A 19,597-nucleotide genomic window follows, 5' to 3' on the forward strand; every position below is an offset into this window, starting at 1 on the left:
GAGCCGGAAAGTAGTGGCCGGCTTCCAGATTCGCTCAGCGCGATCAATAGGCGGCCACCTCGGGAGCCGAGATGGCCGCCATCGAGCCCCCCGTCGGGATCGAACCGACGACCTTCGCTTTACAAGAGCGGTGCTCTACCACTGAGCTAGGGAGGCGGAAGCGGTGCCCATCATAACCAGGCGCACCGGCTCTGCGGAAAAAGCCGGGTGCCCGGTTGGGCCGATATCTGGGCGGGCGGGACCGAAGTACGGCCGCGCGGGGCTTATGGCACCGCGCGGCCGTATTCGGAAGCCGTTCTGCGCAGTATCGGGCTAACCGCAGCTGTCTAGGATTGAGCCGCCTGACGTGCCGCATCATCGGCGGCCATGGCGTCACGCAGGCTCTTCGGACGCATATCCGTCCAGTTCTTCTCGACGTACTCCACGCATGCGGCGCGCGAGTCCTCGCCGAACACGACTCGCCAACCCGCCGGAACCTCGGCGAAGGCCGGCCACAGGGAGTGCTGTTCCTCTTCGTTGACCAGGACGAAGAACCGGCCGTCTTCGTCGTCGAAAGGATTGGTGCTCATTTCACCTCACTGGATACTGGCGCTGTGTACGGGAACGCTGAAGGATCGATTCCGGTGCTGGTTTGGCCCACAGCACAGGAGCGAACCCCCGACGTTGGATTCGACCCTAGCAAGGCAGGCGTTACGCCAGGGCGGTTACCTTCACCCAGCGAAGAAATCCAGCAGGATCTTGTTCACCGTCTCCGGGCGTTCCAGATAGCCGAAGTGGCCGGCATCGGGGACTTCCTGATAGCGGGCGCCCGGAATGACCTCGGCGACCTCGCGCGACAGATACGGCGGGATCATCCGGTCATCGGCGAAACCGACCGATAGGCACGGCACGGTGATACCCCGGTAGGCGGCCGTGCGGTCGAAATCATGGTCCATCCGGCGCTGCGCGCGCACGCCCGGCGACACGGGGCCGCCGGTGAACTCGAACAGATCCAGCCAGTCCCGCGCGGCATTGGTGTCGGCCATGGTGGCCGGGGACAGGTTCATGAGCGCGGTGATGGCGGCCTCGTACTTGGCGGGCAGCCGCACCCCGGAGGCGTCGAATTCGTGCTCGCCCAGCGAGAGCGTCTTCTGGAACTGGTCGAGGCGGGCGTGCCCGGCCAGGAAGACGGCCTTGCGCACCAGCTCCGGACGGGCCAGGGCGAGCTCCTGGGCCACGCGCGAACCCATGGACTGGCCGACCACGAGCGCCGGTCCCTCGTCCAGGAATTCGATGAGCGCGGCGGTGTCGCGCACCAGTTCGTCGATGGTCATGCCCTGCGCGGCCTCGAAAGAGGGTGCGATACCGCGATTGTCGAAGGTGCAGACCCGGTATCCGGCCGCGACCAGCGCGGGCACCTGGTGCAGTTCCCACACCCGGCCCGGGCTGCCGGTGCCCATGATCATGACGACCAGCGGCCCGCCGCCCTTGACGTCGGTGCCCTTGGCGCGGTCCCCCTTGACCTGGTAGTTCAGCGAGATTCCGTTCACCGTTGCCAACGGCATTGCTGTGACCCCTTCATCAGGACGTGCGACTGCTGCTTCCGCCCACCGTATCGGTTCCCCGCCCGGTCCGTTTCGGGTGGCAGATACGATGGAACTCTCGTAACCGAGGCAAACTCCCCGAGAGGACATGATGATGGCCGCGAAGAGCAGCGCCAACGACATCGCGGACGACGATCTGGAACCGCTCGCCGATGAGACCGCCCGTCAGGCTCAGCGCGTGGTGGCCGCCTATGCCACCGACGCCGACGAGTGCCGCATGCTGCTGTCGATGCTGGGCATCGGTCCGAACGCGCGAGGCGAATGACCCGTGAACCCGGATAGCTCCGGCTCGGGTTTCGTCGTCGTCGCCAACCGGCTGCCGGTCGACCTGGAACGACTACCCGATGGCACCACCCGCTGGAAGCGCAGTCCCGGCGGCCTGGTGACCGCACTGGAGCCGGTGCTGCGCAACAACAAGGGCGCCTGGGTCGGCTGGGCCGGCGTTCCGGATGTGGATATCGACCCGATCGTCGAGGACGGTCTGGAACTGCATCCGGTGCCGCTGTCCTCCGACGAGGTCGCCGACTACTACGAGGGCTTCTCCAATGCCACGCTGTGGCCGCTGTATCACGATGTGATCGTGCGGCCGGTCTACGACCGCACCTGGTGGCAGGCCTACGTCCAGGTGAACCGCCGGTTCGCCGAGCACACCGCGAAGGTCGCCGCCGAGGGCGCGACGGTGTGGGTGCAGGACTATCAGCTGCAGCTGGTGCCCAAGATGCTGCGCATGCTGCGGCCGGATCTGACCATCGGCTTCTTCCTGCACATTCCGTTCCCGCCGGTGGAACTGTTCATGCAGATGCCGTGGCGCACCGAGATCGTGGAGGGCCTGCTCGGCGCGGACCTGATCGGCTTCCATCTGCCCGGCGGCGCGCAGAACTTCCTGTACCTGGCCAGAAGGCTTGCCGGACAGCCGACTTCGCGCGGCAATGTGGGTGTGCGCTCCAAACTCGGTGTGGTGCAGGTGGGTTTCCGCACCGTGCGGGTGGGCGCGTTCCCCATCTCCATCGCCTCCACCGAGCTGGACGAGTACTCGCGGCGGCGCGGTGTGCGCGAGCGGGCCGCGAAAATCCGTGCGGAGCTGGGCAATCCGAAGACCATCCTGCTGGGTGTGGATCGACTGGACTACACCAAGGGCATCGATATCCGCCTGGCCGCGCTGGAGGAACTGCTGGCCGAGGGCCGCGTCGATCCCGCGGACACGGTCATGGTGCAGCTGGCCACCCCGAGCCGCGAGCGCGTCGAGTCCTACATCCAGATGCGCGGCGATATCGAACGCCAGGTGGGCCGGATCAATGGCGAGTACGCCCGCGTGGGCTATCCGGTGGTGCACTACCTGCACCGCCCCATCCCGCGCGAGGAGCTCATCTCATTCTTCGTGGCCGCCGACGTCATGGTGGTGACGCCGCTACGCGATGGCATGAACCTGGTGGCCAAGGAGTACGTGGCCGCCCAGGGCGGGCTGTCCGGCGCGCTGGTGCTGAGCGAATTCACCGGTGCGGCAGCGGAATTGCGGCAGGCCTACTTGTGCAATCCGCATGACCTGGACAGCGTCAAGGAGGCCATCGCGGCCGCCATCGAGGACGACCGCGATACCCGGCGCCGCCGCATGCGCTCGCTGCGCCGCCAGGTGCTCACCCACGATGTGGACCGCTGGGCGCGCGCCTTCCTGGACGCGCTGGCCCAGGACCGGGTGGCGGGCAGCGCACTGCTCACCGACGATGACGTCGATCCCGGCGTGCGCCGCTGATAAACACCGTTCCCAGGAAACGGGCCTCGGACGAGAAGATGCGCCGGTTCGTCGCCGCGCGGCGGCACCGGCCTGGGGCTGTCGATCGTGCAGGCGCTGGTCACCGCGCACGGCGGTACGGTCGCGGTGACCAGCGTCCCCGGCGAAGGCGCGACCTTCACCGTGCGGCTGTCCGGGGCTCAGGCCGGCACGTTGGCCCCGTAGCCGAGATCGCGCAGCGCCTGCTTGATCTTGGCCTGGGCCTCGTCGAGGGATTCCTTGCTCGGATCCGGATCCGCGCCGGTGATATCGAAATCGCCGAGCTCGAAGGCCGGGAAGACGTGTACGTGCAGGTGCGGTACCTCCAGTCCCGCGATCAGCAGGCCCGCGCGCGGCGCGTCCCATGCCGCGCGCACCGCCTGGCCGATCTTCTGGGCGAGGGCGGTCATCCGCGCGAAGGTCTCCGGATCGACGTCCTGCCACTGGTCGATCTCCTTGCGCGGCACCACCAGCGTGTGACCCTGCGTCACCGGGGCGATGGTCAGGAAGGCGACGAATTCGTCGTCCTCCCAGACAAAGCGGCCCGGCAGCTGGCCGTTGATGATTGCGGAGAAAACAGAAGCCATGCCCGGAGATTACGCGGAAACCCGCTGGGGGGCCTCCACCTACACCGCCACGAAATGCGACAGGATGCCCTGCACCTCGTAGATGTCGACCTGGCGGTTGAACCGCTTCTGCAGCGGCTCGCCCGTGCCCGCGATCCAGATCATCAGCTCGGCGTCCAGGTCGAAGGTGCCCGCCGTCTCCACCGAGAAGTGCGTGATGGCCCGGTAGGGAACGCTGTGATAGCTCACCTTGCGGCCGGTCAGACCCTGCTTGTCGACCAGGATGAGGCGGCGATTGGTGAACAGCATGGCATCGCGCACCAGCAGGTATGCCGCATAGATCTGTTCGCCCTGACCGAGTAACTTGCCGTACTCCTGTTGTGCGCCCGCGGGATCGATGCGTCCCGCATTGCCCATGATTCCGTCGATCAAGCCCATAGCAGGCACATCCTCTGATCGCTCGCGGTGACGGTCGCCACTGTCCATCATCCCCGGCGCGGTGCCCCCGCGCATGAACTCCGGGTGAGCGCCGGGTGGCCGAACAACCGCCATGATCAGTGCCGACGGCACCCTCTAAGCTGTCCGTCGTGCGCGTACTCGTCATCGGCTCCGGAGCCCGTGAACATGCCCTCGTCCTCGCCCTGCGCAAAGACCCGGCGGTGAGCGCCGTGTACGCGGCGCCCGGCAATGCGGGCATCGCCCAGCACGCCGAGGTGCGGCCGGTGGACGCCTCCTCCGGTGCGGAGGTGGTGGAACTGGCGCGGGAGCTGTCGGCCGATCTCGTGGTGGTCGGGCCGGAGGTGCCGCTGGTGCTCGGCGTCGCGGATGCGGTGCGCGAGGCCGGAATCGCCTGCTTCGGGCCGTCGGCCGCCGCCGCGCGCATCGAGGGCTCCAAGGCGTTCGCCAAGGATGTGATGAACACGGCCGGTGTGCGCACCGCACACAGCGAGATCGTCGACCATCCGGGCGAGCTGGACGCGGCGCTGGACCGGTTCGGGCCCACCTGGGTCGTGAAGGACGACGGGCTCGCCGCCGGCAAGGGCGTCGTGGTGACGGCCGACCGGTCGGTGGCCCGCGAGCACGGCGCCGAACTGCTCGAGCAGGGCCACCCGGTGCTGCTGGAATCCTTCCTCGACGGTCCCGAGGTGTCGCTGTTCTGCCTGGTCGACGGTGAGACCGTGGTGCCGCTGCTGCCCGCGCAGGACCACAAGCGCGTCGGCGACGGGGACACCGGGCCCAACACCGGCGGTATGGGGGCCTACACGCCGCTGCCGTGGCTGCCGGCGGAGACCCTCACCGCCATTGTCGACGATGTGGTGAAACCCGTTGCGGCGGAAATGGTTCGCCGCGGCGTGCCGTTCAGCGGCCTGTTGTACGCGGGCCTCGCCATCGGCCAGGCCGGACCGGCCGTGGTCGAATTCAACTGCCGCTTCGGCGATCCCGAGACCCAGGCCGTGCTGGCCATGCTCGACAGCCCGCTCGGCGAACTGCTGAACGCCACCGCCACCGGCACCCTCGACCGGGTCGCCGCGCCGCGCTGGAAGGACGGCTCCGCGGTCACCGTCGTGCTGGCCGCCGAGAACTACCCGGCCCGCCCGCGCACCGGGGATGTCATCACCGGCGCCGAATCCTCCGGCACCGGAACCGAATCCGAGGTCCTGCACGCGGGCACCGCACAGCGGGCCGACGGCGCGCTGGTCTCCGCCGGCGGCCGCGTGCTCGCCATTGTCGGCCAGGGCGCCGACCTGGAGGAGGCGCGAAAGAACGCCTACGACCGGCTCGCCACCGTCAAGCTCCCGGGCGGGCACTTCCGCACCGACATCGCGCTGGCCGCCACCGAGGGCCGCATCAGCGTGCCGACCCCGGCTGTCTGAGCCCGGCTCCTCCACGCCGCATCCCTCGTCGTCGCCTCGTCATCCCGGCGTGCTTGTGGCCGGGATCTCCCGCGCCGCTGTGGATTCCGGCCAAGAACGCGCCGGAATGACGAGGCGAACTCTGTTCGCTGGAGTCTGTCTATCCGAGCCGCAGCCCGTGCAGCGCCAGCCAGGCTTGCGGATCCACCCGCTGCCCGTTCTGGATGATCTCGAAATGCAGGTGCGGCCCGGTGGAATCACCGCGGTTGCCGATGCGGGCGATCTGCATGCCCGCCGGGACGCGCTCGCCCACCGAGACGAAGAAGTCGTACATGTGCCCGTAGACCGAGATCGTCCCGTCGTCGTGGCGGATCTGCACCCACAGCCCGAACCCCTGCGCCGGTCCGGCCGCGACGACCGTGCCCGCCGCCACCGCGTAGATCGGTGACCCGAGCGGCGCCGCGATATCGATGCCCGCGTGGAAGGTGCCCCACCGCGGCCCGAACCCGGAGGTGAACGCACCCCGCGCGGGCAGCGTGAACGCACCCACCCCGGGCAGTACGAACGTGGGATCGGTGCCCGCGGTCATCCACGGCTGATACTCCCCGGCCACCGCCGCGGCCGCCTCCGCCTTGGCCCGCTCCAGCGTATTGCGCGCCGCGGCCGCCACCACCGCCTGCTCACGAATCCGCTCGCCATTGGCGATGGCATCCAGATACCGCTTGGTCGTCGAGGCGGGCATCTGCACCTGCAAGGGATGCGCCGTCGGAACCCGCAGCGCCACACCAGGTTCCACCGCCGCATCGATGGGAATCCGCCCCAGCGTGCTGTCCGCTCCCGCGAAAACGAGCACCGCCGTGACCCCGGCGATCAGCGCCCTGTGCCGCAGCGCCCACTCCCGTGCCACCGGCGCCTGCCGCCGCACCTCGTCCCGGCCTCGCCCGACGAGTTCGGTCACCTCCGCGCGAGACCTGGGCCGCCGCGCCCACAGCGCCACGCCCTGATCCCGCATCCGCGGTGCGCGCGCACGTGCCCACGCCACCCCGTTCGCGGCTGCCCGCGCCATCCGTGCGCTCTGCCCCCGCGGCCCGTGACCGCGCGGCCCCGTCAGTTCCGAGCGCACCCCCGGGACATAGCTGCCCTCGCCGACACGAAACCCGTGGTCCCGGTCGGCAGCGTCCGCATCCGAGCTTCGATCGCTCGTAGCGGCCCCTTCGTCCGCGTCGTCCGACTCGGCCACGGCGAGCTCGCGTGATGCGGCCGGGTCCACGTCATCCGGCGGCACCCGTGCGGCGCGCTCGGCTCCGTTCCCGTGCGCGGCCGGTGCGGTGGGTGGGGTTTCTTGTTCAGCGGGCTTGCTCCCGTTGGCGGCCGGAGCCGTCGCGGACGGGGCGGCAGCAGATGGCCGCTTTCCATTGGTCGCGGGCTCGGCGGGCGCGGACTGGTGCCCCGCCGAGGTCTCCTCGGTGGTCTTTCCCCCCGGCACGAATCCCTCCTCAGCCATTCCAGGGGCCATTAGGGGACAGGCGGGGGAGCGGGTGCTCTACCGTCTGTCTCGTGCGTATCGAATCTCGCCGGTCGACCATTCCACCTTTTTACGTGATGGACGTCTGGAAAGCAGCAGCTGAACGGGCCCGGACACACGGGGATGTGCTGGTGCTGGCCGCGGGGCAGCCGTCCACGCCGGCGCCGCGGGCGGTGCTGCGGGCGACCCGGCAGGCAATGGACAGCGAATTGCTGGGATACACCGAGACTTTCGGAATCCTGGAGTTGCGACAGGCCATTGCCGAGCATCACCGGTCCACCTACGGGGTGACGGTGGACGCCGAGGACGTGGTGGTGACGACCGGGTCGTCGGGCGCGTTCACGCTCATCTTCCTGGCGGCGTTCGATCCGGGGGACGCCGTGGTGGTGGCCCGGCCCGGATATCCGGCGTACCGGAATACGCTCACCGCGCTGGGCTGCGAGGTGGTGGAGCTGGACTGCGGGCCCGAGACCCGGTTCCAGCCGACGGTGGCCATGCTGGAGGCGCTGCCGGAGCCGCCCGCGGGCCTGATCGTGGCGAGCCCGGCCAATCCGACCGGCACCATGATCGCTCCGGATGAGCTGGCGGCGCTGGCCCGCTGGTGCGACGACCACGGCACGCTGCTCATCTCCGACGAGATCTATCACGGCATCGTCTACGACGACACCGAGCCCACCTCCTCGGCGTGGGAGACCTCCCGCGAATCCGTGGTGATCGGTTCGGTCTCCAAATACTTCTCCATGACCGGCTGGCGGCTGGGCTGGATGCTGGTGCCCGCCGTCCTGCGCCCGGCCCTGCAGCGGCTGGCCTCGAATATGACCGTGTGCCCGCCGGCCATCTCGCAGTACGCGGCCGTGCACGCCTTCGGCGCGGAGGCCAAGGAGGAACTCGACGGGCATGTGCGCCGCTATGCGGCCAACCGTCAGCTGCTGCTGTCGGGACTGCCGAAACTGGGTATCACCGAGCTCGCTCCGGCCGACGGCGCGTTCTACGCCTACGCGGATATCGCTCACCTGACCGATGATTCGATGCGCTGGTGCACCGAGGTGCTCGATCACACCGGGGTGGCGCTGGCGCCCGGCATCGACTTCGACACCGTCAACGGGTTGCACACGGTTCGCTTCTCGTTCGCCGGGGCGAGCGCCGATATCGAGGAAGCGCTGGACCGGTTGGAACGCTATATGGCCTGATCTGCCAAGACTTTCCGGTCTCGCCCCCGAGCCCGCACAGATGCGGTACAACAGCAGTATCGCGTTTCCGCACGGCTCGTCCGATCGCCCACGAACCTGGGAATCCCCACAGATCGCACAGATTTGGCACAGATGAACCGATGATGACTGGCACGATTGCACCGTGACCACTGCGACGACTCCGAAAGGCGAACGGCGTCGCCAAGCGCTGGTTTGTGCTGCCGCCGAGCTGTTGCTCGAGGGCGGCTTCGAAGCGGTCCGGCACCGCTCGGTGGCGACCCGGGCGGAGCTGCCGCTGGCATCCACCACCTACTACTTCGACTCGCTCGAGGATTTGATCGCCCGCGCGGTGGAATTCTCCGGCAATGCCGAATTGGAGGCCATGCGCCGGCGCGTGGGGGAGGTGACCCACCGCCGCCGCGGGGCCGAGGCCACCGTCGATCTGATCCTCGATCTGCTCGTCGGCCCGGAGAATCCGGACGAGGACGCCCGCGGTCAGCTTATTGCCCGCTACGAACGCTCGGTGGCCTCCGCCCGCCATCCCGAACTACGCGAAGTCCAGCTCCGACTACGCGCCCAGCTCGACGAGTTGCTGGGCGACGTGCTGCGCCGGTCCGATCGGGTGGTTCGGGCCGAGCAGACGCGCCGCTTGGTCGCCGTGGTCGACGGCGCCGTGGTGACAGCCCTGGGTGAAGCTGATCCCCAACCTCGCCGCATGGCCCGGGGCGCACTGCTGGAGATCATCGATATCGTCGCTCCGCCTGCCTGAAGACAAGCTCGGAGTTCGCGGCCGTCCCGATTCTGGACCGAGTGCAGCGCGCGGGGGAGCGAAGCGGAGGAGCGTGCGGAGGGAGGGAAGAATCGGGACCAAGGGGCCGCGAACCCGCCGGAGCGCAGCGGAGGCAAAATAGACGCCGTGAGTCTTGTGCCGAACGTCCTCGCCACCCGTTACGCCAGCCCCGAGTTGGTGCGCCTGTGGTCGCCCGAGAACAAGATCGTTCTGGAACGGCGGCTGTGGCTGGAGGTGCTGCGCGCCCAGTCCGAACTGGGAGTGGACGTTCCGGCCGGTGTGGTCGAGGACTACGAGCGCGTCATCGATCAGGTCGATCTGGCTTCCATCGCCGAGCGCGAGCGCGTCACCCGCCACGATGTGAAGGCCCGCATCGAGGAGTTCAACGCCCTGGCCGGGCACGAGCACGTGCACAAGGGCATGACCTCCCGCGACCTCACCGAGAATGTCGAGCAACTGCAGATCCGCCTGTCGCTCGAGCACGTCCACGCGCACGGCATCGCCATCGCCGCCCGCCTCACCGAGCGCGCCGCCGAATACCAGTCGCTGGTCATGGCCGGTCGTTCCCACAATGTGGCCGCCCAGGCCACCACGCTGGGCAAGCGCTTCGCCTCGGCCGCGGACGAGCTGCTCATCGCCCTCACCCGCCTGCGCGAACTCATCGACCGCTACCCGCTGCGCGGCATCAAGGGCCCCATGGGCACCGCCCAGGACATGCTCGACCTGCTCGGCGGCGATGCCGCCAAGCTCGCCCAGCTGGAGCAGAAGGTCGCCCACCATCTCGGCTTCAAGAACGTGCTGACCAGCGTCGGCCAGGTCTACCCCCGCTCGCTCGACCACGATGTGCTCTCCGCGCTGGTCCAGATCGGCGCGGGCCCCTCGTCTTTCGCCCACACCATCCGCCTGATGGCCGGCCACGAACTCGTCACCGAGGGTTTCCAGCCCGGCCAGGTCGGCTCCTCGGCCATGCCGCACAAGATGAACACCCGCTCCGCCGAGCGCGTCAACGGCCTGCAGGTGGTGCTGCGCGGCTACGGCTCCATGACCGCCGAACTGGCCGGCGCGCAGTGGAACGAGGGCGATGTCTTCTGCTCGGTGGTCCGCCGCGTGGCGCTGCCGGACGCCTTCTTCGCCGTCGACGGCATGATGGAGACCTTCCTGACCATCCTCGCGGAGTTCGGCGCCTACCCGGCCGTCATCGACCGCGAACTCAATCGCTACCTGCCGTTCCTGGCCACCACCCGCATCCTCATGGCCGCGGTGCGCGCCGGCGTCGGCCGCGAGACCGCCCACGAGGTCATCAAGGAGCACGCGGTGGCCGTGGCCCTCGCCATGCGGGAGCAGGGCCGCGAACCCGATCTGCTGGACCGCCTGGCCGCCGACGAGCGCATGCCGCTGGACCGCGCCGCTCTCGACGCGGCGCTCGAGGACCGTTCCGCGTTCATCGGCGCCGCCGAAGCGCAGACCGCCTCGGTCATCGCCCAGGTGCAGAAGCTGGTCGAGGCCAATCCGGAGGCGGCCCGCTACACTCCGTCGCCAATCCTCTAGGGGCGTCCGGATTCTCCGGCCTTAGGCTGCCGGACATGAATCCGTACACGATCTTCTCCGATATCGTCGCCGGTCGTGCACCCGCCAGCCGGGTGTACGAGGACGCGGATGTGCTGGCGTTCATGGACATTCGGCCGCTGACGCCCGGACATGTCCTGGTGGTTCCCAAGATTCCCGCGCGGAGTCTGTCCGAACTCGATCCGGCGTTGGGCGGCAAGCTGTTTCAGGTGGGGCAGCGGGTGGCGGCGGCGCTGCGGGAATCCGAGGTCGGCTGCGACGGGGTGAATTTCTTCCTGGCGGACGGGGTGACGGCGGGTCAGGAGGTGTTCCACGTGCATCTGCATGTGATTCCACGCACTCCGGGGGACGGGTTCGGATTGCGGGCGCGGCCCACGTCTCCGGCGCGGGCGGACCTGGATTACCTGGCGGGATCCATTCGGGGAGCGTTGGGAAGAAACACTGGCGAGTAATAGCCGAAGCGCATTACCATATCCGAACCGACTGGTTTGCCAAGGACACGCCAAAACTTGAATCCTCCTCGAGGCGACCGCCTCTCGAGTTACGTTGAACGGCGTTCTTGGTGGGCTGATGGAGGTGGGGACATGCGCAGAAGAGTCGTTGCCGCAGCGATTTTCGCGATCGCCGCAAGTTTGCTGAGCCCGGTGCTGGCGTCCCCGCCAACCGCGAGCGCGGCCCAGGTGCTCCGCGTCGACGACCTCGGCCCCACCCGTTCCGCCCTCTTCATCGATTCCACCGCCATGGGCCGCACCATTCAGGTCCAGGTGCTGCACCCGGCCGGTGGCGGCGCCCGGCCCAGCTACTACCTGCTCGACGGGCTGGATCCCGGCGCGGGGCAGAGCACCTGGACCAATGCCACCGACGCCGAACCCTTCTTCGGCGGCAAGAACGTGAACGTGGTGCTGCCCATGGGCGGGCAGGCCAGCTACTACACCGACTGGATCGCCGATGATCCGCGCTTCGGCCGGTACAAGTGGGAAACCTTTCTGACACAGGAACTTCCGCCGATCATCGACAGTTACTTCGCCGGCAACGGCGTGAACGCCATCGGCGGGCTGTCCATGGGCGGCACCGCGGCTTTCGTGCTGGCCGTACGGCATCCGAACCTGTACCGCGCCGTCGCCGGATACAGCGCCTGTCCGGATCTCACCATCGCGCAGGGCGGCATGCTCTTCTCCATCGCGAATCGCGGTGGCAATCCGTTCAATATGTGGGGCGGTCCCGCGGATCCGGCCTGGGCCGCGCACAATCCGGCGATACTCGCGGATCGGCTGCGCGGCAAGACCCTCTACCTCTCCACCGGCACCGGTCTGCCCGGCCCGCACGAGCTGGAGATCAAACCGCAGCTGCCGGAGAACATCTTCTTCGGCGGGCCCATCGAAGTCGGTGTGAACGCCTGTGTCACCGCCTTCGAACAGCGGTTGCGCGAGTTGAGCATTCCGGCGCGCATCGACCACAGTCCGGTGGGCACACACTCGTGGTCGTACTGGCAGGACACGCTGCACGAATCCTGGCCGACCATCGGCGGTGCGATCGGCGCGTAGGCTCCGGCCCCGCGCGCAGCGCTACGGCGCGATGATCTCGACGCCCGCTCTCCGGGCTTGCTGGATGCCGTGCTCACCGGCGCGCGCACCGAGGCCGGTGCGCCGCCGATGGCCACGACGTGAATTCGATCAGCTTGCGGGACGGTTGAATTCGCCGTCCTTGGCCCCGGCCACGAAGGCCTTCCACTCGCCCGGCGTGAAGATCAGCACCGGTCCCTCCGGATTGCGGGAATCCCGCAATCCGATATTTCCACTGGCCAGGAAGGCGATTTCGACGCCATCGGCCTGGTCGTCACTGCGCCGCCAGACGGCATCGGGCTCGATCTCGCGGTTCTTCGCTTCCACTTCCGGACACTCCCTGTGCGATCGCTGCGAAGTACTGGACGGTGATGTAGATCGCACTCATCATGCCAGTGTTTGCGAGCGGCACGGATCGGATATTCCATTCTGTGTCAGCGGAAGGAGGTATGTGGTGCGCACGCCATGGTCCCCGCAGCGAGCCGCTCCCATCTCCGATAGCTGTGATGTCGTTCCCGCACGGTTCACGGTGGAGATGGCGCACAGCATTCTGCGGATTCATCGAAGTTGCCCGACCGACCAGTGTGCTCGACGCAAAGCGGCGGTCTTCTTCCTCTACGATCAGCGGCAGCATTCGGCAAACGGGCGCTCGCGCCGCCGATAGCCGACCGATCATCGGCTCGCTCATCGAGCGCTCGCCCTCGGCCGGGCGCTCGGATCATTTCACCGGCCGCGTGCCCGCCTGACCGCGAACACCACCGCCCAGGCGACCACCACTCCCGCGCCCACCAGCACGTATCCCGCTGGCATGCCGAGGAATACCACGAGCTCGGTGCGATAATCGACCTGCCGGAAGTCGCCCGCGGACGCGGCGGCGGGGACGAAGGCGAAGTCCGAGGTGATCTCGCCCGGCTCGCGGATGACGATATTCAGTTCCGTCAGGTAATCCTGGCGGCCGGCCACGACCTGTTGCAGCTCCGGCTCCGCCGGCTGCTCGAGGCGGCCGGCGAAGTCGACGGTCACCAACTGCCGCACCCGGTCCGGATCGGACCGCTCTACCCGCTGCGCGCCGAGCACGTACAGCTTGACCGTCTGCGCACTGTCGGCGGCGGCGGACATCCGCATCGGATACACCGGGCGATCGGCGGCGAAGGTCAATCGGATCGGATCCACCGCGCCGCGCAGCGGTTCATCGCCGACGAGCCGCACGGCCACGAACGACCAGCCCTCGTCCAGATAGGGCCGCACGGTGGCGGTGACCTCCGCCCGCAGGGCATACCCATTGTCGTCCAGCCACTTCTGCACGCCCGCCGGATCACCGCCGGTGAGGGTGGTGGCCTCGAGCGGGCCCAGCCGGACCCGGCTCACCACCTCCGGCGCGCCGCCGCCCGAGGTCTCGGCGGCTCCGGGCGCGAGATTGCCCGCGTCCCCGGCACCCTGGAGCAAGGCCAGGCCGCCGATCCCGGCCAGCGCCCGGAGATCGCCGAACCAGTCGAGCTCGGTGACCACCCGGGGGCCGGTCAGCTCGTCCAGCGCGGTGAACGCGGCCTGATCGCCGGCGGTGACGGTCGCCGGAGCGGGGGTCGGGACGAGCAGTGCGGCATGGTCGGAGGCGCTGTCGAAGCCGAGCCGCATGAGGATGGTCTCGGTGGCGCCGTCCCAGCTCACCAGCGCCGTCTCGTCGAAGACCCGCATGGACTCCCCGGCGGGCGTGGCGACGCCGCCGCACGCACACGCCGAAGCCGGCACGGCCACACCGATTCCCCCCACGCCGAGCGCGATGGCGACCACCGCGACCAGGCGTGCTGTCCTACGCAACAGCATGCCGCCAGGGTACGCACGCCGAGCGGCGGGCGCTCCCGCCTTTCGCAGCTGGACGCGGGTCCGGCGGGCTGGTTTCGGCGGGCACCACTAACGTGGACGCATGGCTTTGGACAGTGGTAGCGCGACCTCACAATCCGGCGCGATCGTGACGGCGCCGATCGCCAAACGGGTGCCGACCGAGCGCGTGCACCACGGTGACGTCTTCATCGACCAGTACGAATGGCTGCGGGACAAGGAGAACCCGGAGGTCATCTCGTATCTGGAGGCGGAGAACGCCTATACCGACGCGCAGACCGAGAAGTTGCGGCCGCTGCGGGAGAAGATCTTCGAGGAGATCAAGGGCCGCACCCAGGAAACCGACCTGTCGGTGCCGACCCGTATGGGCGACTACTGGTACTACTCGCGCAGCTTCGAGGGCAAGCAGTACGGCGTCCATTGCCGCTGCCCGATCGCGGACAAGAACGACTGGACCCCGCCGCAGCTCGAGGTCGGGACCGAGGTGCCCGGCGAGCAGGTGCTGCTGGATTCCAACGAGCTGGCCGAGGGCCACGACTTCTTCGCACTCGGCGCCTTCTCCATCAGCCACGCCGGCGACCTGCTGGCCTTCTCCGTCGACACCGTCGGCGACGAGCGCTACGTGCTGCGTTTCAAGAATCTGGAGACCGGCGAACTGCTGGCCGACGAGATTCCCGGCACCGCGCCCGGCGCGACCTGGTCCCTCGACGGCACGCACGTCTTCTACCAGACCGTCGACGAGTCCTGGCGGCCCGACACCGTGTGGCGGCACCGGCTGGGCGCCGCCCAGGACACCGACGTCAAGGTCTTCCACGAGCCGGATGAGCGCTACTGGGTGAGCATCGGCGCGACCCGCTCGGAGAAGTACCTGGTCGTATGGGTCGGCTCCAAGATCACCAGCGAGGGCTGGATCCTGGAGTCCGACAATCCCGAGGGCGAGTTCCGGGTCCTGCTGCCGCGCCGCGAGGGCGTGGAGTACTCGGCCGAGCACGCGGTGGTCGGCGGCGAGGACCGTCTGCTCATCCTGCACAACGATGTCATCGACGGGGTGAAGGCGGAGAACTTCGTCCTCGCCGAGGCCCCGGTCTCGGATCCGGCGAACCAGACCATCCTCATCCCGCACCGCGACGATGTGCGCCTGGAGGACGTCGATGCCTTCTCCGACAAGCTGGTGCTCAGCTACCGCCGCGAGGCGCTGCCGCGGGTGGCGGTCTGGCCGCTGACGCCCGAGGGTTACGGCGAGCCGAAGGAGATCGACTTCGAGCTCGAGCTCTTCGCCGCCGGCCTGGGCTCCAATCCGGAATGGGAGCAGCCCACCCTGCGCGTGGGCCTGACCTCGTTCATCACCCCGATGCAGGTCTTCGACTACGTGCCCGAGACCGGTGAGCTGCTGCTCCGCAAGGAACAGCCGGTGCTCGGCGGGTACGACGCCGGAGACTATGAGCAGCACCGGGATTGGGCGGTCGCCGCGGACGGCACCCGCATCCCGATCTCCATCGTGGTGCGCAAGGACGCCCCGGCCGGTCCGAAGCCGTTGCTGCTCTACGGATACGGCTCCTACGAGGCCAGCATCGACCCGGGCTTCTCGGTGGCGCGGCTGTCCATGCTGGACCGCGGCATGGTGTTCGCGGTCGCCCACGTGCGCGGCGGCGGCGAGATGGGCCGGCTCTGGTACGAGCACGGCAAGACGCTCACCAAGAAGAACACCTTCACCGATTTCGTCTCCTGCGCACGGCATCTCATCGACACCGGCGTCACCGCCCCCGACCGCATGATCGCCGACGGCGGCAGCGCCGGCGGCCTGCTGGTCGGCGCGGTGGCCAACCTCGCGCCGGAGCTGTTCACCGGCATCCTGGCCAATGTGCCGTTCGTGGACCCGCTGACCTCCATCCTGGATCCCTCCCTCCCGCTCACCGTCATCGAGTGGGACGAGTGGGGTAATCCCTTGGAGGACAAGGAAGTCTACGACTACATGAAGTCCTACTCGCCGTACGAGAACGTCGAGGCCAAGGACTACCCGGCCATTCTCGCCATCACCAGCCTCAACGACACCCGGGTCCTCTACGTCGAACCGGCCAAGTGGGTGGCCGCCCTGCGCGCCACCAAGACCGGCCACTCCCAGCTGCTGCTGAAGACCGAGATGTCCGCCGGCCACGGCGGCGTCAGCGGCCGCTACGAGAAGTGGAAGGAAGTGGCCTTCGAATTCGCCTGGGTCCTCGACACCGTCGGCCTCGCCGACCGCTAGGCGCCGGGACCGAGCGCTTTGGCCTTCACATCCTCCGGCGCGGCCCAGCCGGGTTTGCGGAGGCGCTCGACGACCATCGGGACCAGGCAGAAGAAGACGGTGCCGCCGGCGACCAGGGCAACATAGGTCGCCGGGTTGCCGATGGGGAGTTGCGAGGGCGGGACGAAGGCCGTCACCAGAGCGAACGCCATTGCGGCGAAGCCGGTTCCGGCGCAGGCCCAGATGCCGGCCTTCCCACCGGGGACCTTGAAGGGGCGCTCCAGCTCGGGCCGGGTATAGCGGAGCCGGATGGCGGCGGCGTACATGAAGAGATAGATGATGATGTAGATGCCCACGGCCATGGCGGTAATGAGGAAGAAGGCGCTGCTCACGTCGGCCATGAAGAAATAGGGGGCGCACAGGACGGTCACCATGACGCCCTGGGCGATCAGGATATTGGATTGCACCCCACGGGAATTCACCTTCTGCAGGATCGGTGGGAGCATGCCGTCGTGGGCGGTGGCCAGGACGCCGCGGCTGGGGCCGGTGATCCAGGCCAGGGTGCCGGCGAGGGCGCCGTACGCGATCAGGGCCGCCAGCACGAGGACCGGCCAGCCGATGTCCATCAGAGTGCCGAAACCGGAAGTGAGGGCGTCGAATACGCCGGAATTCAGGTTGATCCTGTCGTAGGGGAGGATGCCCGCCACCGCCAGCGCGCCGAGGGTGAAGATGGCGGCCGAGGCGACGGCGGCGATCATGATGACCACGGGATACTGGCGGCCCGGATTGCGCAGCTCGGTGGCGTGCACCGCCTGCGATTCGATACCGGTGAAGTTCTCCAGGATATTGCCGAGGAACGCCAGGGCGGACAGGCCCGCGATGTAGGGCATGAAGCGGGGCGCGTCGTGGCCGTCGCGCTCGACGGTGACCGCCGGATCGGTGGTGTGCTCCCAGCCGATGGTGTGCCCGCCGAGCACCCACCAGAGGAACAGGCCCAGCAGGATGAGACCCGGAATCGCGGTGCCGAGCAGGAACCCGGCCTGAGTCACCTTGGCCGCCAACTGATTTCCGGCCAGTGCGACCAGGGTGCAGGCCCAGTAGGCGATGACCGAGAAGATGCCGACGTACACGTGGTCCTGTGCCATATCGGGCCTGTCGATGGCGAAAGCGACACCGGCGGCGGCGAAGCTCAGTCCGGTGGGGAAGAAGACCATGGCCTGCAGCCAGGACAGGAAGATCACCCAGAAGCCCACCCTCTTACCGAAGGCTCCGCTGATCCAGGCGTAGAGGCCACCGGCCTTGCGGCCGAACGCACTGCCGAGTTCGGCCGACACCAGGCCGGCCGGAATCAGGAAGAGCACCACGGAGAAGCCGATGTAGAAGAACATGGTCAGTTCTTCCTTGGCCATCGCGGGCAGCCCGCGCAGGCTGGTGACAATGGCCGCGGCGGTGGTGAAGCCGAGGGCGATCGTACTCAGGTACCTGGTGTTCGACGGCGCACCGGCGGCGGGCGCCGCCACACTTCGGCCCGCCGCACCGGCGCGGTGCGCGCTGCTCACGACTTCGCCTTACCCGCAGCGGATTTCGCCCTCTTGCCGCCGCCCTTGCCGCCGGATCCGTTGGTTTTCGACTTGGCCGCAGCGGTTTTGGACTTGCCGGAACCTGCTTTGGTCCGGGCCGGCGTCACTTTCGGTGTCGGCACGGCCGCGGTCGCGCTGTGCGTGAACCCGCCCGCGTCCGCACGGGTGAGCGAGGTTCGCAAGGGATGCGCGTGCAGCTGGTTCATGCCGCGCCGCACATCCGCGAGCAGCAGATCGGCCATGTCGTAGGTGAATCCGTGCCGCAGCACCGCCCGCATGATGGTCTCGTTCTCGCGGTCGGCGGGCAACGGATAGGCGGCGATGAGCCAGCCGCGGGTGCGCAGCCGGTCGGACAGGTCGTAGAGGTTGAAATTCTCCTTACCCGACAGCCGCCAGGACACCGCCGTGATCCCCCGGCGCGGATCGGCGTCGTGGATCAGCTCGAAGGGCCCGACGTCGGTCAAGCCCTTGGCCAGATGCTGACCGGCGGCATAGATGGCGGACTGCACGCGCCGATATCCGGTGCGCCCCAAGCGAATGAAGTCGTAGTACTGGGTGATGGCCTGTCCGCCCGGGCGGGAGAAGTTGAGATTGAAGGTGGCCATGGAGCCGCCGAGATAGTCGACATTGAAGATCAGGTCCTGGGGCAGATCCGCGGCCGTGCGCCAGATGGCCCAGCCCGCGCCCAGCGGCGCCAGCCCGGTCTTGTGCCCGGAGGCATTGATGGATTTCACCCGCGGCAGCCGGAAGTCCCACACCAGCTCGGGCGCGCAGAACGGCGCGAGGAAGCCGCCGCTGGCCGCGTCCACATGGATCGGGATATCCAGGCCGGTCCCGGCCTGCAGGTCGTCGAGCGCCTTGCTGATCCCCGCGACATCCTCGAACAGGCCGGTGAAGGTCTGCCCGAAGGTCGGCACCACCATGATGGTGTTCTCGTCGCAGTAGGCGGCCACATCGTCGGGATGCATGGTGTACCGCGTACCGCGCAGCGGGACCTGCCGGATTTCCACATCGAAGTAGCGGGCGAACTTCTCCCAGCACACCTGGACCGGCCCGCACACGAAGTTGGGCATGCCCGTGCCGCCGCGCTGGCGCCAGCGGAACTTGGCCGCGAGCCCGCCCAGCATGGCGGCCTCGCTGGAGCCGGTGGTGGACGTGCCCAGGGTGCGCTCGGCGTCGGGCGAATGCCACAGATCGGCCAGCATGCGCACGCCGCGCCGTTCGATTTCGGCGGTCTGCGGGTATTCGTCCTTGTCGACGATGTTCTTGTCGAGGCATTCGTTCATGAGCCTTCGCGCCTGGTCGTCGACCCAGGTGGTGCAGAAGGTGGCCAGGTTCATCCGGGAGACGCCGTCGAGCAGCAGTTCGTCGTGCACGATCTGGTAGGCGACCTGGGGATAGATCTCTTGCTCCGGGAATCCGTGATGTGGGGCCGGGCGTTTGATGCCGGGCATCGCGTAGAGATCGTCGGGCTCCAGATTGCCGGTCATATGGCCTCCATAGCGGGTTCCATGCCTATCGAAACTGGTTGGGCAAGCTACCGTTTCGTAA

18 protein-coding genes, 1 tRNA gene and 1 pseudogene are annotated in these 19,597 nt (G+C 68.2%); 10 read left to right on the forward strand and 10 right to left on the reverse strand.

The features are described from left to right. Nucleotides 1-84: 84 nt before the first annotated feature. The 3 genes from ACFVIV_RS01015 to ACFVIV_RS01025 form a co-directional block, all read right to left on the reverse strand. A tRNA-Thr gene (locus ACFVIV_RS01015) sits at nt 85-156 on the reverse strand. A 170-nt stretch (nt 157-326) separates the two neighbouring features. Next, nucleotides 327-569, reverse strand: coding sequence for an MbtH family protein (locus tag ACFVIV_RS01020; protein WP_379192533.1), 243 nt, complete (start codon nt 567-569; stop codon nt 327-329). 141 nt (nt 570-710) lie between these two features. After that, entirely contained in the window at nt 711-1,544 is an 834-nt protein-coding gene (locus ACFVIV_RS01025; protein ID WP_379192535.1) for an alpha/beta fold hydrolase, read from the reverse strand. A gap of 133 nt (nt 1,545-1,677) precedes the next feature. On the opposite strand from ACFVIV_RS01025, the gene ACFVIV_RS01030 reads away from it, so the two are divergent. From ACFVIV_RS01030 to ACFVIV_RS01040, 3 genes and pseudogenes are all read left to right on the forward strand, one after another. After that, on the forward strand, nt 1,678-1,848 hold the full coding sequence (locus tag ACFVIV_RS01030; protein WP_169814712.1) for a hypothetical protein: 171 nt from the start codon (nt 1,678-1,680) through the stop codon (nt 1,846-1,848). Between the two features lie 3 nt (nt 1,849-1,851). After that, nucleotides 1,852-3,333 (forward strand): trehalose-6-phosphate synthase, encoded by a 1,482-nt coding sequence (locus ACFVIV_RS01035; RefSeq protein WP_379192537.1) that lies wholly within the window; start codon nt 1,852-1,854, stop codon nt 3,331-3,333. Nucleotides 3,334-3,393: 60 nt separating this feature from the next. Then, nucleotides 3,394-3,537, forward strand: a pseudogene (locus ACFVIV_RS01040) (ATP-binding protein); the annotation flags it as partial. On the opposite strand, the gene ACFVIV_RS01045 reads toward ACFVIV_RS01040, so the two are convergent. After that, entirely contained in the window at nt 3,513-3,938 is a 426-nt protein-coding gene (locus tag ACFVIV_RS01045; protein ID WP_379192539.1) for an HIT family protein, read from the reverse strand. The pseudogene ACFVIV_RS01040 and the gene ACFVIV_RS01045 overlap by 25 nt on opposite strands. A 39-nt stretch (nt 3,939-3,977) precedes the next feature. Continuing rightward, the gene (locus ACFVIV_RS01050; RefSeq protein ID WP_379192541.1) at nt 3,978-4,355 is read right to left on the reverse strand and encodes a PH domain-containing protein; all 378 of its coding nucleotides are present in this window, start codon (nt 4,353-4,355) and stop codon (nt 3,978-3,980) included. 149 nt (nt 4,356-4,504) lie between these two features. On the opposite strand from ACFVIV_RS01050, the gene purD reads away from it, so the two are divergent. After that, nucleotides 4,505-5,791, forward strand: a complete 1,287-nt coding sequence (gene purD / locus ACFVIV_RS01055; RefSeq protein WP_379192543.1) for a phosphoribosylamine--glycine ligase — start codon at nt 4,505-4,507, stop codon at nt 5,789-5,791. 139 nt (nt 5,792-5,930) lie between these two features. Here the strand turns inward: purD and ACFVIV_RS01060 are convergent, their stop codons facing one another. Then, complete coding sequence (locus tag ACFVIV_RS01060; RefSeq protein ID WP_379192545.1) at nt 5,931-7,256, reverse strand: M23 family metallopeptidase; 1,326 nt, start codon at nt 7,254-7,256, stop codon at nt 5,931-5,933. 71 nt (nt 7,257-7,327) lie between these two features. Here ACFVIV_RS01060 and ACFVIV_RS01065 point away from each other — a divergent pair, with 71 nt between their 5' ends. From ACFVIV_RS01065 to ACFVIV_RS01085, 5 genes are all read left to right on the forward strand, one after another. Further along, nucleotides 7,328-8,485 carry a pyridoxal phosphate-dependent aminotransferase gene (locus ACFVIV_RS01065; RefSeq protein ID WP_379192548.1) on the forward strand — a complete coding sequence of 386 codons (1,158 nt, stop codon included), beginning with the start codon at nt 7,328-7,330 and terminating at the stop codon, nt 8,483-8,485. 163 nt (nt 8,486-8,648) lie between these two features. After that, nucleotides 8,649-9,254 (forward strand): TetR/AcrR family transcriptional regulator, encoded by a 606-nt coding sequence (locus tag ACFVIV_RS01070; protein ID WP_379192550.1) that lies wholly within the window; start codon nt 8,649-8,651, stop codon nt 9,252-9,254. Between the two features lie 147 nt (nt 9,255-9,401). Continuing rightward, on the forward strand, nt 9,402-10,823 hold the full coding sequence (purB, locus tag ACFVIV_RS01075) for an adenylosuccinate lyase (RefSeq protein ID WP_379192552.1): 1,422 nt from the start codon (nt 9,402-9,404) through the stop codon (nt 10,821-10,823). A gap of 35 nt (nt 10,824-10,858) precedes the next feature. After that, on the forward strand, nt 10,859-11,293 hold the full coding sequence (locus ACFVIV_RS01080; protein WP_379192554.1) for an HIT family protein: 435 nt from the start codon (nt 10,859-10,861) through the stop codon (nt 11,291-11,293). A 132-nt stretch (nt 11,294-11,425) separates the two neighbouring features. Continuing rightward, nucleotides 11,426-12,385 carry an alpha/beta hydrolase gene (locus tag ACFVIV_RS01085; RefSeq protein ID WP_379192556.1) on the forward strand — a complete coding sequence of 320 codons (960 nt, stop codon included), beginning with the start codon at nt 11,426-11,428 and terminating at the stop codon, nt 12,383-12,385. A 129-nt stretch (nt 12,386-12,514) separates the two neighbouring features. On the opposite strand, the gene ACFVIV_RS01090 is transcribed toward ACFVIV_RS01085, so the two are convergent. After that, nucleotides 12,515-12,730: a DUF397 domain-containing protein gene (locus ACFVIV_RS01090; protein ID WP_379192558.1), complete on the reverse strand. Its 216-nt coding sequence runs from the start codon at nt 12,728-12,730 to the stop codon at nt 12,515-12,517. A 396-nt stretch (nt 12,731-13,126) separates the two neighbouring features. Next, nucleotides 13,127-14,227 carry a DUF2330 domain-containing protein gene (locus ACFVIV_RS01095; RefSeq protein ID WP_379192560.1) on the reverse strand — a complete coding sequence of 367 codons (1,101 nt, stop codon included), beginning with the start codon at nt 14,225-14,227 and terminating at the stop codon, nt 13,127-13,129. Nucleotides 14,228-14,327: 100 nt separating this feature from the next. Between ACFVIV_RS01095 and ACFVIV_RS01100 the strand changes: the two genes are divergently transcribed. Next, complete coding sequence (locus tag ACFVIV_RS01100) at nt 14,328-16,487, forward strand: S9 family peptidase (RefSeq protein ID WP_379192562.1); 2,160 nt, start codon at nt 14,328-14,330, stop codon at nt 16,485-16,487. Here ACFVIV_RS01100 and ACFVIV_RS01105 read toward each other — a convergent pair. Together ACFVIV_RS01105 and ACFVIV_RS01110 are read right to left on the reverse strand one after the other, a co-directional pair. Next, nucleotides 16,484-18,025 (reverse strand): APC family permease, encoded by a 1,542-nt coding sequence (locus tag ACFVIV_RS01105; RefSeq protein WP_379192564.1) that lies wholly within the window; start codon nt 18,023-18,025, stop codon nt 16,484-16,486. The genes ACFVIV_RS01100 and ACFVIV_RS01105 overlap by 4 nt on opposite strands. Then, nucleotides 18,022-19,536, reverse strand: a complete 1,515-nt coding sequence (locus ACFVIV_RS01110) for a glutamate decarboxylase (protein ID WP_379192566.1) — start codon at nt 19,534-19,536, stop codon at nt 18,022-18,024. Before ACFVIV_RS01110 ends, ACFVIV_RS01105 begins: the two co-directional genes overlap by 4 nt. Nucleotides 19,537-19,597: the final 61 nt, after the last annotated feature.

The organism is Nocardia sp. NPDC127526, from assembly GCF_042672265.1.
GTDB lineage: Bacteria > Actinomycetota > Actinomycetes > Mycobacteriales > Mycobacteriaceae > Nocardia.